This window comes from Paenibacillus sp. FSL E2-0151, from assembly GCF_037993015.1.
Lineage (GTDB): Bacteria > Bacillota > Bacilli > Paenibacillales > Paenibacillaceae > Paenibacillus > Paenibacillus amylolyticus.
Window position 1 is genome coordinate 7,061,039 of record NZ_CP150308.1, and the last position, 18,382, is coordinate 7,079,420.

General features: G+C 44.6%; 17 protein-coding genes. 4 read left to right on the forward strand and 13 right to left on the reverse strand.

Translation table 11 applies throughout. The features are described from left to right. Nucleotides 1-120: 120 nt before the first annotated feature. Entirely contained in the window at nucleotides 121-384 is a 264-nt protein-coding gene (locus MHI55_RS31175) for a DUF3343 domain-containing protein (RefSeq protein WP_017691427.1), read from the reverse strand. A gap of 117 nt (nucleotides 385-501) precedes the next feature. Between MHI55_RS31175 and yyaC the strand changes: the two genes are divergently transcribed. Then, nucleotides 502-1,107: a spore protease YyaC gene (gene yyaC, locus MHI55_RS31180; protein WP_340388246.1), complete on the forward strand. Its 606-nt coding sequence runs from the start codon at nucleotides 502-504 to the stop codon at nucleotides 1,105-1,107. Here the strand turns inward: yyaC and MHI55_RS31185 are convergent. The 12 genes from MHI55_RS31185 to rpmH form a co-directional block, all read right to left on the reverse strand. Continuing rightward, complete coding sequence (locus MHI55_RS31185) at nucleotides 1,082-1,582, reverse strand: DUF4446 family protein (RefSeq protein ID WP_047841029.1); 501 nt, start codon at nucleotides 1,580-1,582, stop codon at nucleotides 1,082-1,084. The two genes, yyaC and MHI55_RS31185, sit on opposite strands and share 26 nt — an antisense overlap. A gap of 140 nt (nucleotides 1,583-1,722) precedes the next feature. Further along, nucleotides 1,723-2,877, reverse strand: coding sequence for an aminotransferase class V-fold PLP-dependent enzyme (locus MHI55_RS31190; protein ID WP_340388248.1), 1,155 nt, complete (start codon nucleotides 2,875-2,877; stop codon nucleotides 1,723-1,725). Nucleotides 2,878-3,038: 161 nt separating this feature from the next. Further along, nucleotides 3,039-3,884, reverse strand: coding sequence for a ParB/RepB/Spo0J family partition protein (locus MHI55_RS31195; protein ID WP_036611964.1), 846 nt, complete (start codon nucleotides 3,882-3,884; stop codon nucleotides 3,039-3,041). Continuing rightward, nucleotides 3,877-4,638 carry an AAA family ATPase gene (locus tag MHI55_RS31200; protein ID WP_036611966.1) on the reverse strand — a complete coding sequence of 254 codons (762 nt, stop codon included), beginning with the start codon at nucleotides 4,636-4,638 and terminating at the stop codon, nucleotides 3,877-3,879. Before MHI55_RS31200 ends, MHI55_RS31195 begins: the two co-directional genes overlap by 8 nt. Before the next feature lie 185 nt (nucleotides 4,639-4,823). After that, nucleotides 4,824-5,642, reverse strand: a complete 819-nt coding sequence (noc, locus tag MHI55_RS31205) for a nucleoid occlusion protein (protein ID WP_036611968.1) — start codon at nucleotides 5,640-5,642, stop codon at nucleotides 4,824-4,826. A gap of 515 nt (nucleotides 5,643-6,157) precedes the next feature. Continuing rightward, the gene (rsmG, locus tag MHI55_RS31210; RefSeq protein ID WP_340388250.1) at nucleotides 6,158-6,880 is read right to left on the reverse strand and encodes a 16S rRNA (guanine(527)-N(7))-methyltransferase RsmG; all 723 of its coding nucleotides are present in this window, start codon (nucleotides 6,878-6,880) and stop codon (nucleotides 6,158-6,160) included. Then, the gene (mnmG, locus tag MHI55_RS31215; protein ID WP_036611972.1) at nucleotides 6,880-8,769 is read right to left on the reverse strand and encodes a tRNA uridine-5-carboxymethylaminomethyl(34) synthesis enzyme MnmG; all 1,890 of its coding nucleotides are present in this window, start codon (nucleotides 8,767-8,769) and stop codon (nucleotides 6,880-6,882) included. Before mnmG ends, rsmG begins: the two co-directional genes overlap by 1 nt. Before the next feature lie 222 nt (nucleotides 8,770-8,991). After that, the gene (mnmE, locus tag MHI55_RS31220) at nucleotides 8,992-10,368 is read right to left on the reverse strand and encodes a tRNA uridine-5-carboxymethylaminomethyl(34) synthesis GTPase MnmE (RefSeq protein ID WP_340388252.1); all 1,377 of its coding nucleotides are present in this window, start codon (nucleotides 10,366-10,368) and stop codon (nucleotides 8,992-8,994) included. A 211-nt stretch (nucleotides 10,369-10,579) separates the two neighbouring features. Further along, complete coding sequence (gene jag, locus MHI55_RS31225) at nucleotides 10,580-11,281, reverse strand: RNA-binding cell elongation regulator Jag/EloR (protein WP_036611977.1); 702 nt, start codon at nucleotides 11,279-11,281, stop codon at nucleotides 10,580-10,582. Further along, nucleotides 11,278-12,156, reverse strand: coding sequence for a YidC/Oxa1 family membrane protein insertase (locus MHI55_RS31230; RefSeq protein ID WP_076252192.1), 879 nt, complete (start codon nucleotides 12,154-12,156; stop codon nucleotides 11,278-11,280). The genes jag and MHI55_RS31230 overlap by 4 nt, the downstream gene beginning before the upstream one ends. 75 nt (nucleotides 12,157-12,231) lie before the next feature. Beyond that, entirely contained in the window at nucleotides 12,232-12,582 is a 351-nt protein-coding gene (gene rnpA, locus MHI55_RS31235; RefSeq protein ID WP_036611981.1) for a ribonuclease P protein component, read from the reverse strand. Nucleotides 12,583-12,940: 358 nt separating this feature from the next. Then, nucleotides 12,941-13,075, reverse strand: coding sequence for a 50S ribosomal protein L34 (rpmH, locus tag MHI55_RS31240; protein ID WP_017691413.1), 135 nt, complete (start codon nucleotides 13,073-13,075; stop codon nucleotides 12,941-12,943). Between the two features lie 576 nt (nucleotides 13,076-13,651). Here rpmH and MHI55_RS31245 point away from each other — a divergent pair. The 3 genes from MHI55_RS31245 to gntK all read left to right on the forward strand — a co-directional run bounded on the left by MHI55_RS31245 (nucleotide 13,652) and on the right by gntK (nucleotide 17,512). Then, the gene (locus tag MHI55_RS31245; RefSeq protein WP_338707441.1) at nucleotides 13,652-14,326 is read left to right on the forward strand and encodes a GntR family transcriptional regulator; all 675 of its coding nucleotides are present in this window, start codon (nucleotides 13,652-13,654) and stop codon (nucleotides 14,324-14,326) included. Between the two features lie 210 nt (nucleotides 14,327-14,536). Next, entirely contained in the window at nucleotides 14,537-15,898 is a 1,362-nt protein-coding gene (locus tag MHI55_RS31250) for a gluconate:H+ symporter (protein ID WP_036671886.1), read from the forward strand. Between the two features lie 66 nt (nucleotides 15,899-15,964). After that, nucleotides 15,965-17,512 (forward strand): gluconokinase, encoded by a 1,548-nt coding sequence (gene gntK, locus MHI55_RS31255; protein ID WP_074092902.1) that lies wholly within the window; start codon nucleotides 15,965-15,967, stop codon nucleotides 17,510-17,512. Nucleotides 17,513-18,382 lie beyond the last annotated feature (870 nt).

The window sequence follows — 18,382 nt, forward strand, 5'->3', positions numbered from 1 at the left end:
GATCTGCAATTTTGTTCCAGACTTTATCCGTCCAACGAAGGGCTTCACCAACGGCGGTTGCGGCATCACTAGCTGTAGTCCCTTGAGCAAACTGAAATGGCAGCATCCATCATGCCTCCTCTACATCGGTATGTTATCATAGCTGTCTTCTGTTTTGAAATAGAGGCCTCGGATCTCTACGAACTCATTACGAATGATCTTTTGCACTCGCTCCAGATCCTCTTTTGGAAACTGAATACATAGCGCACACCCTGCTGTAATTTCTTTTGGTGTAGGGAACAAATCAATCTCTATCTCAGCAAACTCCAGCAGCATTTCAGCACGCAGTGCCTGCTGGGTTGAATCAAATGCAATCAGCATCCAATCGTTAATCCATTCGTCCATGTCCGGCTCCTTTCGCTATACGTCCAACCCTAGAGAAAAAGCTTGTCCTCGTGAAGTATAAAACGCTCTACCTTTCCATATACTGTTACTACTATTCCAAGGGAAAGGATAGATCCTATGAATCCTACTTCGCGTTCCTTTTCATCACATGACATGACCAGTTTGAAAATCCCCCATACCGATCCAGGTATTCACTCAGCCATTACCCATCGCTTAATGTTCCATCTCTATAAAGCCCATTCTCTGCAAAATGTAGTGATTGTCTGCATCGGCACAGATCGCTCAACAGGCGACTGCCTTGGTCCTCTGGTCGGATCAGCCCTTTCCAAGTGGGACAGCCCTTTATTCCATTTATATGGTACCTTGGATGAACCAGTCCATGCGATGAACCTGCAAGATACACTCCACAACATACAGAAAACACACCATAACCCTTATGTGATTGGCATTGACGCCTGTCTCGGACAATCATCCAGTGTGGGATGCATTCAAGTTGTGAATGGTCCACTCAAGCCGGGTGCGGGGGTAAATAAAGAATTACCGCCGGTCGGCGATATCCATCTGACAGGTATCGTTAACGTCGGCGGCTTTATGGAATACTTTGTTCTACAGAACACACGGCTCAGTCTTGTTATGCGCATGTCCGAGATTATATCCAGCAGTCTGTACTCGGCCATTCGGGAATGGCATACACGTTCTACTCTGCTTGCTGTGCCAGAGTAATAGCTTCCTTTTCCTCTGGGGACAGAGTATACGTGGACTCTCCCCCTTTAAGAGGTTTGGCATATACATAAGAACCGTCGCGGTTATATATCCCCGTAAGAATCATGCCATCCTGGCTATCGTTAATCATGGCCATTGAGAAGCTCAGATCACTGCCACGCTCTCCATATGCATTGTACCTTTTCACGCCAACTTTACCTTGAATGCGGGTCAGCTTTTGCATGACAACTTGCAGCTGATTCGTTTGCAGTTTGTGTTCATCCTCAATGCTGTCCATCTGAAGTTTCAGATTAATCAGCAATGATTCCAGGTCCTCTACTCCACTGCCAGCCATCATGGCTTCATATTTACGTTTAAACTTTCGTAACTTTGCCCCTTGAACAATACTCACAATCAGCAAGATCACCGTAAGTAATGCCATTCCGCCAATAATCCATAACAGCTGTTCCAGAATCAGCTCGTTTAATTCAGCCATGTAATTGCAACTACCCCTCTATATTTTTGATCAGATTAACGTCTGTCCTGTAATATTATCATTCATTATAAATCAACCCGATATCCATAAGCTTAATCAAGCAACCCTGTATCAAATGAGTTCATCATTTCAACTCTAATCTAGTCTGCTCCAGTCAATTCCAACACTGCCTTAACGAGTGCTTCCACATGTTCTCTAGTTGAATTGTATCCCACACTGGCCCTTACTGCTCCGGTAGCGGTTGTACCAGCAGATTCGTGTGCAAGGGGTGTGCAATGAAAACCGGAGCGAACCGCAATCCCATAATTCCGATCTAAACGGAAGGCGAGTTGTGCTGAATCATACCCATCTACAGTAAAAGATACTAATCCAGTGCGTGGCTGTCCAATCTCTGGACCAAGCATTCGTATACCCTTAACGGATGACAGCCCATCCATTATATGTTGGGTCAGTTCCCACTCATGTTGGTAGATGAACGCGGGTGTCATCTCAAGTACATGTTTCACACCCGCATTCAGCCCTGCGATCCCGACTGTATTCGGCGTCCCCGCTTCATACCGATCAGGACGCACCTTTGGCTGCTCCAGAGCTTCTGACTGACTTCCTGTCCCTCCATGAAGTAAAGGCTCTATATCGAGCTCTGGAGCAATGTACAAGCCCCCTGTACCCTGAGGACCAAGCAGTCCCTTATGCCCTGGAAAAGCCAACATATCCATGCCCAATTGTTGTACATTGACAGGCATAACCCCAGCACTCTGAGCTGCATCTACCAATAAGATCGCCTGATGTTTACGACATAGGAGCGAAATCTCTCCAATAGGAAGAATACTGCCAAGCAGATTCGAACTATGTGTACATACCACCAATCTGGTATTGGAACGAAACATACGTTCCATTTGCATCAGATCAATGGCTCCCGCAGCATCAACAGGTACATAATCAATCTCTACATTTCGGAGTCTTCGCATGTACTCCAGTGGTCGTCTGACTGAGTTATGTTCCGCCATGGTGGCAATCACATGGTCGCCCTCACTAAGCGAGCCTTGAATAGCTAGATTTAGCGCTTCTGTCGTATTTGATCCGAATGCAATATCATTCGCATTTTTGATTCCAAAGATATTGGATATGGATTTTCTCGCCTCGAACAATACACGACTTGCCTGAACAGCCATACGGTGACTTCCTCTGCCAGGATTGGCTCCGGCAATCTCCAATGCACTCAACATCGCATCACCGACAGCAGGTGGTTTGGGCCAAGATGTTGCTGCATGATCTAGATAGATAACTCCCTCCACCTCACAACCACCTCTGTCCTATAAATTAATAATTCGCCTGCACATATTGCACATATAACCCTATAAACAAAGAATGACATATCGTTTCTCCATGATACAGAGGCGATATGTCATGACATGAGTAAGCCCCGCATGTTGTTAATGAATCATAGAGCCGACTGTTATTGTAACAATTCCAATAGCCGTTCCAGATCCTGTTGACTGTAGTAGTTGAGCTCAATTTTACCTTTATCTTTATTGTGCTTGATTTTCACTGTGGTTTTGAAACGTTCACGAAGAGATTCTTCCAATGTATCAATGAATGGATCTTTCTTTTTTAACTTCGATTTGGCTTTAGCCTCACCTGTTTTGGAGCGATCCAGTTGTTGAACAGCTTCCTCCAACTCACGTACACTCCATTGCTGATCAATGGTCTGTTTGGCAAGTTGCTTCACTATAACCTCGTCTTTAACACCCACGATCGCACGTGCATGTCCCATAGATAATGTTCCACGTGAAACATGGTCTTTTACTTCTTCGGGCAATGATAACAGACGCAAGAAGTTAGCAATGTGAGAACGTGATTTACCTACTTTTACAGACAACTCTTCCTGAGTCAACGCGAATTGATCCATTAACCCCTGATAAGCAACTGCAACTTCCATGGCGTTCAGATTCTCCCGTTGCAGGTTCTCGATCAACGCAATCTCCATTACCTGCTGATCACTGAAGTTGCGGACTACAGCCGGTACCGTGGCATTACCACAATATTGCGAAGCTCTGAACCGTCGTTCTCCGGCGATAATCTCATAACCTCGTAATACAGGACGAACAATAATGGGTTGTATGACACCATGCTGACGAATGGACTCAGCCAGTTCATGTATTGCGCCCTCATCAAATACTTTACGTGGTTGATAGGGGTTAGCCCGCAGTTGACTAATCGGGATTTCTACGACTTTATCATCGTCATTAATTGAAAGCGAAGGAATGAGGGCATCAAGGCCTTTTCCAAGCCGCTTACTCATAAGAAATCACTTCCTTTGCGAGCTCTAAATACACTTCCGCCCCTCTTGAACGAGGGTCATACGTAATAATGGATTGACCATGAGATGGTGCTTCACTAAGCCGTACGTTACGCGGAATAATCGTTTGATATACTTTTTGTTGAAAATACTTTTTCACTTCTTCAATAACCTGAATCCCCAGATTGGTCCGCGCATCAAACATCGTCAGCAATACCCCTTCAATCTGCAGGGATGTATTCAGATGTTTCTGTACCAGACGAACTGTATTGAGCAACTGACTCAATCCTTCAAGTGCATAATACTCACACTGAATCGGAATGATCACCGAATCGGAAGCAGTCAACGAATTGATCGTTAACATACCAAGAGATGGTGGACAATCGATCAGTATGTAATCATAGTTTTTTTTCACCATGGCGAGTGATTTTTTCAGGCGAACTTCCCGTGATATCGTGGACACCAATTCGATCTCGGCTCCGGCAAGCTGAATCGTTGCAGGTATGATATGAAGGCCTTCAATCTGAGTCTCCAAAATTGCTTCTTGAGGAGGAACCTCATTAATAATGACATCATATATACAATTAGCCACATCTGCTTTATTGATTCCGACTCCGCTGGTTGTATTCCCCTGAGGGTCAATATCGACAAGCAATACTCTTTTCCCGAGTGAAGCCAGTCCTGCACCCAAGTTAACAGATGTCGTCGTTTTCCCCACACCGCCCTTTTGATTTGCTACGGCCATAATCTTAGACAATTACTTCACCTCAAATAAAATAGGAGTCTTTTCTGTAGGTTGTGAGATATTGTTAACAAAAAGCAGGCGGCTATCGTCCACACAAACAACAACTACCGTTCCATCAATATACCGTTCTTTAAAAATGTCTGACCTAACTTGCTTTATAGACATAAAAAGCGGCCCATTGCCGCCATAAGCTTCAATTATTTGCGTTTTGGAATATGGATAACGATCTCATAATGATCCTCATGGTCTGCTTCTTTTGTTTTGATGTCCAGACCAGAGCCAGTTACCATATCAATGGATTGGCGAATTGTATTAAGTGCAAGCCTTACATCCTTGGTAAAGGAAACACGTCTAGATTTTTTAATCTTGGAAGATTCCTTGTAGAAGGCAACACGTGCCTCTGTCTGTTTCACATTCAATTCTTTTTCGATAATCTCACCGAGCAACTTCATCTGCAGTTCTTCCGTATCCAGAGAAAGTAATGCTCTTGCATGCCGTTCAGAAATTTTGCGTTCCATCAATGCGGCCTTAATGCCGTCCGGGAGCTGTAACAACCGAATTTTGTTCGCGATGGTTGACTGGCTTTTGCCGAGTCGTTGTGCCAGACTTTCTTGTGTCAATTGATGCAAGTCGATCAGCTTCTGATAAGCGACAGCTTCCTCAATGGAAGTCAATCCTTCACGCTGCAAGTTCTCAATCAGTGCAATGGATGCGGCCTGAGAGTCGTTGAATTCACGCACAATAGCCGGAATCGTATCCAAACCCAATTTTCGAACTGCACGCCAGCGACGTTCCCCGGCAATAATCTCATATGATCCATTTCGCACGCGAACGACAATAGGCTGAATTACACCATGTGTTTTGATCGTCTGCAACAACTCATCAATTTTATCATCATCAAAAATAGTACGGGGTTGATATGGGCTGCTCACAATTTCATTAACCGGAATCTGTTTGATCTCATCTCCGTTATTGCGCTCCGCCAAACCAAACAACTTCGAAAATTGTTCTTTCATTCCGCAGATTACCACCTAGTTTCGTAATAGCTCCCACAGTCTTTGCAGGTGCTTCTTATTCAATAAGCGACCTTTCACATGCATCGTTCTTGGAATAAGTTTTGCCTTTCATAACGCTTTCTGTCATGCAACATCGAACGCATATCCATCTATCTATACATATAATCTATGATCGCTGTGACCCAGGATCGGATACTTCTATTCTATCATCTTTTCTATCATAATCCTATGCTTACCTATTCTTTAAACTCTACTAATTATCCTGCTTTTTCTTTGTGAATATTGGAAATATGACGACTTGCACACATTCAATTAATGAAATTGTTCATGAGTTACTGTGCGTAAAATTCATCAATACAGGTTCTTTAAAAGATATGTAATACGAAGTATCTGTAATGTTGATCCAGTCCTCCATTTTAGAAAACAAAAAAAAGAGAATGTTTCACGTGAAACATCCTCTTCATCCATGTCTAAAATTGTATTTTGTTTTGACTTACTTCAAAACCATCACGCAACTATATCAGCGGAGTCTTCATTGGAGTACCTGGTTTACGCGGATACTTATATGGTGTCTTATCAAATTTCTGAATCAGAATGATGTGACGCTCTGATTCTTCAACCGGCAGCTGGAAAGGATGAACGGCCTTAACCCGTCCTTTCAGCTGATTGAAGCTGAACTCCGCTTCCTTCATTTCTTCACGCGGGTCTCCGCCCTTCATTGCAGCGAATATTCCACTTTTACGAACAAACGGAAGGCAGAATTCATTCAGCACAGCCAGCTTGGCTACTGCACGCGCCGTAACGAGATCGTAGCTGTCACGATACCCTTCTTTGCGTCCAATCTCTTCAGCACGTCCATGGACCAATTCCACATCAGTCAGACCAAGGATATCTACCACATGCTGTAGAAAGCCAATACGTTTATTTAATGAATCAATGATCGTAAGCTTAATATGCGGGAAACAGATCTTCAGTGGCAATCCCGGAAAACCCGCTCCTGATCCAATGTCAGCAAGCTTATTCACTTTGGTTATGTCAGTATAAAAAGCCAGCGATACCGAATCATAGAAATGTTTTGTATACACTTGCTCCCGATCCGTAATTCCAGTCAGATTCATCTTTTCATTCCAGGATACCAGTTCCTGATAATACAATTCGAATTGCTCCAACTGGAGTTCGCCCAGTTCTAATCCATGTTTCTTTAAGCGCCGCTGCAGTTGCTGTTGAATATCGTCCATTATTGTCCCCTTGCTGCGGTTACACGGTTATAATGCTCCAGGTAGACCAGCAGAATGGAGATGTCGGCAGGAGTAACTCCAGCAATACGAGAAGCCTGACCAATCGAGATTGGACGAATCGTAGCGAGCTTCTGTTTGGCTTCCATAGCAAGACCATGAATCTCATCATATACGATGGTGTCCGGAATTTTCTTTTTCTCCATCTTTTGCAAACGTTCCACGTGGATCAATTGTTTCTCAATATAACCCGCATATTTAATTTGTATTTCCACTTGTTCTTTCATATCTGCTGTCAGTTCTACCTCAGATGGTGAGAGCTGTTCAATCAGTTCATACCCCAGCTCCGGGCGACGCAGCAAAGTAAGCAACGTACTGCCATCCTGAATAGGTGTAGATCCGTACTCTTCCAGCTTGGCATTCACTTCAACCGGGCGAGCTTTAGCCACTTTCAGACGTGCAACTTCCTGCTCGACTTTCGCCTTTTTATCTAGGAATTTCGCATAACGCTCTTCAGGGATCAGGCCAATGTCATGTCCGATTTCCGTCAAACGCATATCTGCATTATCATGGCGAAGCAACAGACGATACTCAGCGCGTGAAGTCAACAGACGATACGGTTCATTTGTACCCTTTGTCACCAGATCATCAATCAGCACGCCAATATAACCTTGGGAACGATCCAGTATTACCGGCTCTTTCCCCTGTACTTTGAGTGCAGCGTTGATTCCAGCCATAACACCTTGTCCTGCTGCTTCTTCATAGCCGGAGGTACCATTAATCTGACCCGCCGTAAACAGACCTGGTAGACGTTTAGTTTCCAGTGATGGCCACAATTGTGTAGGAACCATCGCATCGTATTCAATCGCATAACCATTACGCATCATTTCCACTTTTTCCATACCTGGAATGGAACGCAGCATAGCCAGTTGAACGTCTTCTGGCATACTCGTAGACAACCCCTGTACGTAATACTCGGATGTGTTCTTGCCTTCCGGCTCAAGGAATATCTGATGTTTCGGCTTGTCGCTGAAACGAACAATTTTATCTTCAATGGAAGGGCAATAACGTGGTCCGGTTCCTTCAATAAGCCCCGAGAACATCGGAGCACGATGCAGATTATCATTAATAATCTGATGTGTATCCACAGATGTATACGTCAACCAGCAAGGCAACTGCTCATTATCAGAAGATTCTGTTTCATAGGAGAAGAACTTCGGCTTGTCATCACCAGGCTGAATTTCGGTTTTGCTAAAATCAATCGTATCCTTATGCACACGTGGTGGTGTACCCGTTTTGAAACGAACCAGATCAAAGCCCAGTTCACGCAGATTCTCTGACAATTTAAGAGAGGGTTGTTGATTGTTCGGTCCACTCTCATACATCAACTCGCCCATAATCACTTTGCCGCGCAAGTATGTGCCTGTCGTTAGAACGACTGCTTTAGCCCGATACTCTGTTCCGGTCTGAGTCACAACGCCTACACATTTTCCGTCTTCAACGATCAGTGAATCAACCATACCCTGACGCATCGTCAGATTACGTTCATTCTCCATTGTTTCCTTCATTTTATGCTGGTAGGAGAATTTATCTGCCTGAGCACGAAGCGCGTGAACAGCAGGCCCTTTACCCGTGTTAAGCATCCGCATCTGAATAAAGGTTTTATCGATATTCCGTCCCATTTCTCCACCAAGTGCATCAATCTCACGGACAACATGTCCTTTAGCCGGTCCCCCAATAGATGGGTTACAAGGCATAAAGGCCACCATATCCAGATTGATCGTAATCATTAGTGTTTTGGACCCCATACGAGCTGCGGCCAGCGCGGATTCCACACCAGCATGCCCTGCACCAACGACGATTACATCATAACTGCCGCCATCAAAAGCCATTCCCGTTTACCTCCTTATTCCGCTGCATTTGGTATAACTCATGCAGACGGATCATGTTCTACAATAATGAAACTACTTCTAACCGTTCATCGGAACTTGCATTCCTATCTATATGAAACCAACACGTAATGGCTACAATATCATTCTATCCTTTGACAACAGGCAGAAATTGTACCTCTCCATCATACACTACGATTTAACTCAATCGGCAGTATATTATTTTTACTTTCCTAGACAGAACTGGGAGAAAATCTGATCAATTAATGCATCATGTGCTGTATCTCCAACAATCTCGCCCAAATGCTCCCACGCCAAACGAACATCAATCTGAATCATATCGATCGGAATGAACTGCTCTGCTGCTTCATAGGCATCCACCAGGGACTGCTTCGCTTTTTTGAGCAAAGCAATATGACGCACATTACTGACATAGGTCAGATCTGCGGACTCCAGTTTACCACTGAAAAATAGCGTAGAGATGGCATCTTCCAGTCGATCCACACCCAGATCATCTTTAACCGACATTGGTACAAGCCGTTCTTCCGGAATGTAACGAAGCAACACGTCACGTTCTACCTGTGGCGTTAAGTCCATTTTATTCATAATGATTATCGATTGTCTACCGCGGATTTGTTCCAATAATTTAATCTCATCGGGATGAAGTGGCTCCGCAGCATTCACAACCATCAAGATCAGATCAGCTTCACTTACCGCAGTACGAGAACGTTCTACCCCGATCTTCTCAACAACGTCCATCGTTTCCCGTATTCCTGCCGTATCAAGCAACTTGAGCGGGATATTATTGATCGTAATGAACTCCTCGATTACATCACGAGTTGTTCCTGGAATGTCCGTGACGATGGCCCGGTTGTCTTGCGCAAGTGTATTCATCAATGAGGATTTACCTACGTTAGGTCGTCCAACGATAGCCGTCGTGATACCTTCTCGCAGGATCTTTCCTTGCTCTGCTGTAGTCAGCAATTTATCAATTTCAGTCATAACCTGACTGGACTTTTCTTTAATAAAATCAGACGTTAACGATTCCACATCATGCTCGGGATAATCGATATTCACTTCAATATGTGCCAGTGTTTCCACCAGTGTATATCGTAGATCACGCAATTTGGAGGACAGCTTGCCTTCAACCTGTTTCAGCGCAACCGAGAAAGCTCGGTCCGACTTGGAACGAATAAGATCCATGACACCTTCCGCCTGAGACAGGTCAATCCGCCCATTAAGGAAAGCACGCTTCGTGAACTCACCGGGTTCAGCCAGACGAATATCAAGCTGCAATAGGAGGTCCATGACCCGTTTTACGGACACCACACCACCATGCGCACTGATCTCCACCACATCTTCTGTTGTGAACGAGCGTGGTGCTCGCATGACCGTAACCAATACTTCCTCAATCTTTTCCCCATTAACGGGATCTATGATATGACCATAATGAACCGTGTGAGATGCTGCCTGAGTTAAAGGGGTTTTGCTGCGAAAAATCTTTTCCGTCTCCGACACTGCTTCCGGGCCGCTGACCCGGATCACGGCGATACCCGCCTCTCCGACAGCCGTTGATATCGCTGTGATCGTATCACTGATCATGGTTATCTCTCCTTGCTCTATTTTAAAATTGCCGTCCCTTGGAGGACGCCATATCCATTTTCAAATCTATTAATGATATATCTTATGGCATGTCAATTATCGTATTAAGTTCACTCTTTACTTGTTCTAAACACCTTATCAAATTGCTTCTGTACGAAAAAAGCAATGGCTTCTGCACCGGGCAGGAAGCCATTGCGTCTTCAATTTCGTGTTATTTCGTCGTAATAACCACACGCCGATTAGGCTCCTCGCCCTTACTTAACGTCTTAATCTGCGGGTGATTTTGCAGTTTTGCATGGATGACTTTTCGTTCGAGCGGAGGCATTGGTTCCAGTACAACTTCCTTACCGGTACGGATAGCTTGTCCAGCCAACCGTTCAGCCAGATCCTCCAGCGTCTTCCGCCGACGTTGACGGAAATTCTCCGCGTCGAGCACAATTCGAACGAAGCTTTCCGAATATCGGTTCGCTACAATGTTCGTTAGATACTGAAGCGCATCCAGTGTCTGTCCACGTCTACCAATAATCATGCCCAGATCTTCCCCGGCAATATTGAAGATATGTCCATCCCGTTGTTTTTTGATATGCACTTCAACATCCAGTCCCATACCTGCTGCGACCTCTTTCAAGAAAGCAGCCGCTTCTTCATAGGGATTTTTAGCTGCAACATCCTCGAGTAATGCATCTACTTCAGACTTGTATGCAGCTGGCTTGATCGGCTGTGGAACAACTTCCGGTACAGGCAATAATTTCACTTCAACTTTGGCCGCCCTCACCCCGAACAAACCCAGGAATCCTTTTGACGGCTGCTCTAACACTTGTATCTCAACCTTGTCCCGACTTACGCCAAGCTCGGTCAATCCTTGGTTTACAGCATCTTCAACGGTTTTTCCTGACGTAATGACTTTGGTCATTTCGATTTTTTGGCCCCTTTCGACCCTTTTCCAGAGACGGTCGCTTTGCCACCGTTTTTGCGTTTAGCTCCATTTTTGGAAGAGCTATTCTGCTTCACGTTGACCTCAGCTACGATTTTATCATTATTCCGGTAAAGGAAATAGTTTTGCACGATCGTGTAGATGTTACTGTAGAACCAGTACAGCGGAAGTGCTGACGGGAACTGATAAGACATCACGAAGATCAAAATCGGGTACACCCACAGCATAAACTGCATCGGACCAATTTGCTGTGCAGGGTTCATACGCATCATCATCCAAGTTTGAATGAATGTTGTGATGGCAGCCAGCACTGGCAAAATAAACAGGTGATCGGGTGATCCGAGCTGGAGCCACAAGAAATCATGCGTTCTCAGACTGGAGTTTCCGTAAATTGAGTTATAAAGTGCGATGTAAATCGGCATCTGAATGATAAGTGGCAGACAACCGGCCATCGGATTAACTTTGTTCTCCTGGAACAACTTCATTGTTTCTTGCTGAACTTTCTCAGGTGTATCTTTAAACTTGGCTTGAATCTCCTTCAGCTGCGGCTGAATCGCCTGCATAGCTTTGGAGCTACGGACTTGTTTCATTGTTAGTGGTAAAATCAGAGTCCGTACAATAAGCACCATCACGAGGACGGCCAGTCCATATTCACCTTTGAACCAGTTGGCGAATGTATCCAGCGCCAGTGAGAACCAGTACACAACATTGGCTTGCCAAAAAGAATCACTATTCTTTAGATCTTCCGTAGTAACCCCGGCTCCTTGTGGAGTACATCCGGCGAGTACAGTGACCATTGCAATGACTGCAATGAGGAGAATCCACTTCCCCTTTGATGTCTTCAATCGCGACACTTCATAACCCCTCTCTTAACCAATCCATTCCATCGTAAAATCATACCATAATTAGGAGGACAAATAAACCGAAGCTTACCGCTTGCTCGACTTCAAAAGAGAGCCCTTTCGCATCGCATGTAGCAGGCTTTTTTCCATTTCCTTATAGGGCATGTCCAGTGCACCTTTTCTGACGATAAAAATCAGATCCATCTGCGTGACGATTTCATGCTCATGATGGCGAACAATTTCCTTGATCATGCGTCTCATCCGGTTGCGTACGACAGCGTTTCCGATTTTCTTGCTGCATGATACGCCGACCCGAAATTGTTCCGTATCTTTACGGCGACAACCATACACCACGAATTGATGATTGGCAAACGATTTCCCATACCGGTATACACGGCTAAAGTCCGCCCGGTTTCGTAGACGCAGTCTTTTATACACGGCGCTTCTCCTTGCTGTTCTCCACCAATGTTATTGACGGAGGCCTCATTACTGATTTAGTATAGGCTTTCTTGAATGACGGTAAACCGCCTTGGCGACAACTTCATTTGGGATGATTGTTAATCAGCTACTTGAACTGATCCGCATTCATCCGGGATGAATGTTGATTGGCCATTTTAACCTATCAACGATTCATCATTATATAATGTAAGTTTTCGAAAAATGGAAAACTCACTCAACATACATTCGTGTGTGTTCAGCACTTTTTCGCAGACCATTCAGACCTGATCTGTAGCAGCATCCAGTCTGATTTGAGCTAATTAAGAAAAAAAAGACCACCTCGGTGGTCTTCAATGCATTAAGCACTCAGGTTTTTACGGCCTTTAAGGCGACGTGCGGCCAAAATTTTACGGCCGTTGCTCGTGCTCATTCTTTTCCGGAAACCATGAACTTTTTTACGTTTGCTAACGTTCGGTTTGAATGTAGGTCTCAATGTATTGCACCTCCTCACAAGGAAATACTTATGTGATGAATCACTTTCATCTTCACAGAAAACACCTTTATATATTTAACCATGATCACCTGGAAAAGTCAACTGCAAGGCGCAAGGCTTCTCCCTCTTTTATATACACTCTTCATCCCACCAATAGTAATGACCACAGTCCGTTCACTTTATTACCAATTTCAAGCCCCGAAGAGAGTCCTGAAAGTTATCCCCAGACCCTGATAAGATCACCCTATTTCAGCGTTTATAGTTATCCACACCCTCCAATACCTGTTATCTCCTTCATTTCATCCTGTTTGAAGTTATTCACATGTGGATAATGATTATAGGCTATTAATATCGTCATATTCTAATCCCGTTGTATCCGCTTCAATTAAGGTTTACAAGCTTTTGAGAAAGGTGTAGGATAAAAATCACATCTTGTATACAAGTAGTCCTTTGAAAAAACAATTAGCCGTTAGCTTGTAGCTACAGACTATGGATTGAACTGAATGTCCAGTCCGCAAAATAGTTATGATATGATCAGTAATGAACTGATTACTTATTAATAGGAGCGTTAGCCATATGTTATTTCCTTCTTCCTGGCTCCAAGGGGCTTCCCGTGGTGAAGCCATTGCCTGCGAATTAAGGCTGCGGATCATCAGCGGTACCCTTCGACCTGGAGAGATTTTGTCGGAAAACCGAATTGCGGCTGATTTTGACAGCAGTCGTTCACCTGTCCGTGAAGCGTTGCGAACATTGTCCAATGAAGGACTTATTCGACTTGAACGTATGGGTGTCGTTGTCATTGGACTACGAATCAAGGATGTCGAAGAATTGTATGATGTCCGTTTCCTGATTGAAAGTTTTGTGCAGCAGCGACTTGCTGGTGATGTCCCAGAATCATTAATCACCCAGCTGCGTAACGTGATCGACAAAATGCAACTTGCTGGACGGCATCAGGACGCCGTCGAATTCGCCTATCAGGATCTCGTTTTCCATGAAACGATCATTGAAGCTGCTCAGCATTCCCGTATTTCACATCTATGGAAGAGTATTCGATATGTTGTGATGACCGTTATGCTGCTCACAACGCGCAGAGTATTTGTTCAAGGTGAGCAGAAAGTAAGCGCTGTAATTGAGAAACACCGTTTGCTCGTTGAAGCACTTGAATCAGGTGACAAGGTACTCATTCAGGCTGGAGTCCGCACATATTTCCAAGATTCTGGCAAAACTCTGCACCAAAGCTTTGATTCCTAATGGGTGCAAGGCGTTTGCAATCATATCCGTCGTGAATGATTGCGGCTTAACTTGTCGACAAGTATACAAAATGCGATTTTGTTTTAAATTTGGGCATGATAAAACTACATTTTTCGCCAACACCTTCTGCGGTACTGGTACACATTTAATTGTTGACGATAATTTCACTTGTAAGCGTTCTATATCAGAAATAAAGGAGCACACAACATCATGAGCACTCTTTTTGGACTATCCCACAACGCAACATTATTGGTTTGGACGTTAATTGCGATCGTTTTTCTGATCGTTTTGATCTCCAAGTATAAATGGAATCCCTTTATCACTCTGCTGTTGTCCGCATTAATGCTCGGTTTGCTTACAGGCATGAAACCTGCCGATGTGATCTCTTCCATTACCGGGGGACTTGGCGGCACACTTGGAACCATCGCAATTGTTATTGCGCTCGGTACAATGCTTGGTAAGATGATGGCCGAATCTGGCGGTGCCGAGCGCATTGCAACTACATTGGTTGATCGGTTTGGTGTGAAACGTGTGCACTGGGCCATGATGATTGTTGGATTTATCGTTGGTATTCCTGTTTTCTTCGAAGTCGGGGTTATTTTGATGATCCCCATCATTTTTACCGTTGCACGTAAAACCAACATGTCTTTGCTGCAGATTGGTATTCCCATTTTGGCAGGTCTGTCGACCGTACACGGTTTGGTTCCACCCCATCCAGCGCCAATGATAGCGATTGAAGCCTTCAGCGCGGATCTGGGTAAAACCATTTTGTACTCTCTTATTGTTGGTATTCCTACAGCGATTATTGCAGGTCCTTTGTTTGGTAAATTTATTGGAAAAAGAATACACACCGAACCGCCAGCAGAACTGGCTGAACAATTCGCAACCAAAACAAACAGCAACATGCCTGGGTTTGGTATTACCCTGTTTACCATATTGCTGCCGGTTATTTTGATGCTGATTGGTTCCATAGCAAGCATCATTGACCCAAATGCCACGAGCGGTTTCACCGTTTTCAGTGAATTTATCGGCCATGAGATCATTGCTTTGCTCATTTCAGTTGTATTTGCCCTCTTTTCACTCGGCTTTGCACGTGGATTCACCAAACATGATATTTCCCGTTTCACCAGTGAATGTCTGGCGCCTACGGCGACCATCATTCTCATTATTGGTGGAGGCGGTGCCTTCAAACAGGTATTGATCAATAGTGGTGTGGGTAACGCGATTGCTGAAGTCGCTACCCATGCCAACATCAACGTGATCCTGTTTGCCTGGCTTGTCGCTGGGCTCATTCGTGTAGCTACCGGTTCAGCAACCGTAGCCATGACAACAGCCGCCGGTATTGTCGCTCCAGTGCTTGCACTCACACCAGGGGCCAATATTGAGCTGGTTGTACTCGCCACAGGTGCGGGGTCACTCATCTTGTCTCATGTAAACGATGCAGGATTCTGGATGATCAAAGAATTCTTCAATATGAGCGTTTCCCAGACATTGAAAACGTGGACCGTTATGGAAACACTATTATCCGTGGTCGGACTGATCTTTATTTTGCTCCTGAGTACAGTGGTATAAATGGAGTATCTATAGTAGAAAGAAATTAAAATCTCATCGCTTTTTGGAGAAAGAAGGATTAAATACATGAACAACTATATGATTGGGATCGATATTGGTACCACCAGTACCAAATCCGTATTATTTACCGAGCAAGGCTCTGTCGTCAGTACCTCAACGCAGGAATATCCTTTGTATACCCCAGCACCCGATGTTGCCGAGCAGGACCCTGAAGAGATTGTGCAAGCAGCCCTCCGCTCTGTGCGAGGAGTCATGGATCAGAGTGGTGTTGCTGCCGAGCAGATCCTGTTTGTATCTTGCAGCTCGGCTATGCATAGTGTCATTGCCATGGGACAGGATAATAAACCCTTAACCCGTTGCATCACCTGGGCGGATAATCGAAGTGCAGCTTGGTCTGCCAAGCTGCAAGAGAATGGATTGGGCCATCGCATCTATCTGCGCACAGGTACACCGATCCATCCCATGTCACCGCTGACCAAATTAATGTGGCTGCGCCACGATGAACCTGAACTTTTTGAGAGTACCGCCAAATTTATTTCGATTAAAGAATATCTGTTCTTCCGTCTATTCGGACAATATGTCGTCGACCATTCCATCGCTTCCTGCACAGGTTTGCTCAATCTGGAACAACTGGACTGGGACGCAGAGGCCCTTGAGGTTGCAGGCATTACACCCGACCATCTCTCGAAGCTTGTACCTACAACACATATATTAGAAGGAATGAATCACGAATCGGCTGAAAAAATGGCTCTCTCCCCCTCTACGCCCTTTGTTATTGGCGCAAGTGATGGGGTTTTATCCAATCTCGGCGTAAATGCCATTGAACCTGGTGTTGTCGCAGCAACCATCGGAACCAGCGGGGCCATTCGCACTGTCGTGGACCGTCCAGTTACCGATCCCAAAGGTCGAACCTTCTGTTATGCCCTCACAGAGAATCTTTGGGTCATTGGTGGACCTGTGAATAACGGTGGCATGCTGTTTCGTTGGGTGCGGGATGAATTCGCCGCGTCTGAAGTGGAGACAGCGAAACGACTTGGCATCAATTCCTATGATGTACTGACCAAAATTGCCGAACGTGTCCGGCCGGGATCGGAAGGGCTTCTGTTCCATCCGTACCTTTCGGGCGAACGTGCCCCTTTATGGAATCCGGATGCCCGTGGCTCCTTTTTTGGCTTAACACTCCATCACCAGAAAGAGCATATGATTCGTGCTGTCCTGGAAGGGGTTATTTTCAACCTATATACGGTACTGCTCGCCATGGAAGAACAGATTGGGCAACCTACCTCCATTCAAGCCACCGGTGGGTTTGCACGCTCTCCTCTCTGGCGCCAGATGATGTCTGATATCTTCAATCAGGAAGTGGTTGTACCCGAGAGCTTCGAAAGTTCCTGTCTGGGTGCCGTCGTGCTTGGTTTGTACGCTACAGGGCGGATCCAATCGCTTCATGCCGTTTCTTCCATGGTCGGTACAACGCATCGGCATACCCCTGTCAAAGAGAATGCTGTACTCTACCAAGAGCTGCTGCCCATCTTTATTCGGATCTCTCGCAAACTGGAAGAGGAATACGCAGATATCGCTGAATTCCAGCGTAAGATGTCCCTTCCCCGTCTCTAAATCATCAATCCATACTTCGTCCCTACACCAAAAAAAGAGGGTGTCCTCTAAAACCAAAAATCGGTTTTAGAGGACACCCTCTTTTGCTATACACGCATAATCTATCCTTTGATTTCATATTATACATTCATACAATTCAACCTCCATATTCGAGCATCAGCTTACCTCTTGATCCTGATAATTCTCATTACATATGTCTCAAAATGAAGTCATCTATGTCCATTATTCTTATACATTGCCATCACAGAATTACCATCTGCTCAGAAAATACACCACTGATCTTGTTCAATTAAAAGCATGAGTTTACTCCCCTCTCCATATCCATCCAGACACTGAATTCGTCGCTTTCATCATCGCCCCATTGGCAAGAAAAACGCGAGGGTGAGAGGTCACTCTTTTTCTGATCTCAATCATGCTTTGTTTTCACTTCACGGTTATCCACAGACAGGTTATTCACAAACGAAGAATACTTTTACACACAATTTGGCATCATTTGACGGATAACCTGTGTATAAGACATTTTTGGTTTTTGGGTCATTCTGTCGAAAATTAAACAGTTTATAAACAATATATTGTGTTGTGACTAAAAATTATACACAAGTTATTGAATTTGTGGATAAAATCACGCGATACGTTGAAATGCGGGGTTTCTTTTGCTATGATTGTATTACTTTTGGATGTGAATATGTGATCTGACCCATAATATTATCAACAGCCTGTGGATAAAGTTGTGAACAATTTTCCGTTGTTCATACTTTTTTTGTTTTCGACCTGCGGGGGTTTGGGGATAAATTCAACAATATATCTCGTATTTCGACACTGCATCATGGCTTAAGCCACACTTGGAACATGTAAAAGGAGTGACAGTCT

Coding starts and splice junctions, on each gene's coding strand:
- MHI55_RS31175 (WP_017691427.1), bottom strand. CDS start 384: ATGGACGAATGGATTAACGATTGGATGCTGATTGCATTTGATTCAACC.
- yyaC (WP_340388246.1), top strand. CDS start 502: ATGAATCCTACTTCGCGTTCCTTTTCATCACATGACATGACCAGTTTG.
- MHI55_RS31185 (WP_047841029.1), bottom strand. CDS start 1,582: ATGGCTGAATTAAACGAGCTGATTCTGGAACAGCTGTTATGGATTATT.
- MHI55_RS31195 (WP_036611964.1), bottom strand. CDS start 3,884: ATGAGTAAGCGGCTTGGAAAAGGCCTTGATGCCCTCATTCCTTCGCTT.
- noc (WP_036611968.1), bottom strand. CDS start 5,642: ATGAAAGAACAATTTTCGAAGTTGTTTGGTTTGGCGGAGCGCAATAAC.
- rsmG (WP_340388250.1), bottom strand. CDS start 6,880: ATGGACGATATTCAACAGCAACTGCAGCGGCGCTTAAAGAAACATGGA.
- mnmG (WP_036611972.1), bottom strand. CDS start 8,769: ATGGCTTTTGATGGCGGCAGTTATGATGTAATCGTCGTTGGTGCAGGG.
- mnmE (WP_340388252.1), bottom strand. CDS start 10,368: ATGATCAGTGATACGATCACAGCGATATCAACGGCTGTCGGAGAGGCG.
- jag (WP_036611977.1), bottom strand. CDS start 11,281: ATGACCAAAGTCATTACGTCAGGAAAAACCGTTGAAGATGCTGTAAAC.
- MHI55_RS31245 (WP_338707441.1), top strand. CDS start 13,652: ATGTTATTTCCTTCTTCCTGGCTCCAAGGGGCTTCCCGTGGTGAAGCC.
- MHI55_RS31250 (WP_036671886.1), top strand. CDS start 14,537: ATGAGCACTCTTTTTGGACTATCCCACAACGCAACATTATTGGTTTGG.
- gntK (WP_074092902.1), top strand. CDS start 15,965: ATGAACAACTATATGATTGGGATCGATATTGGTACCACCAGTACCAAA.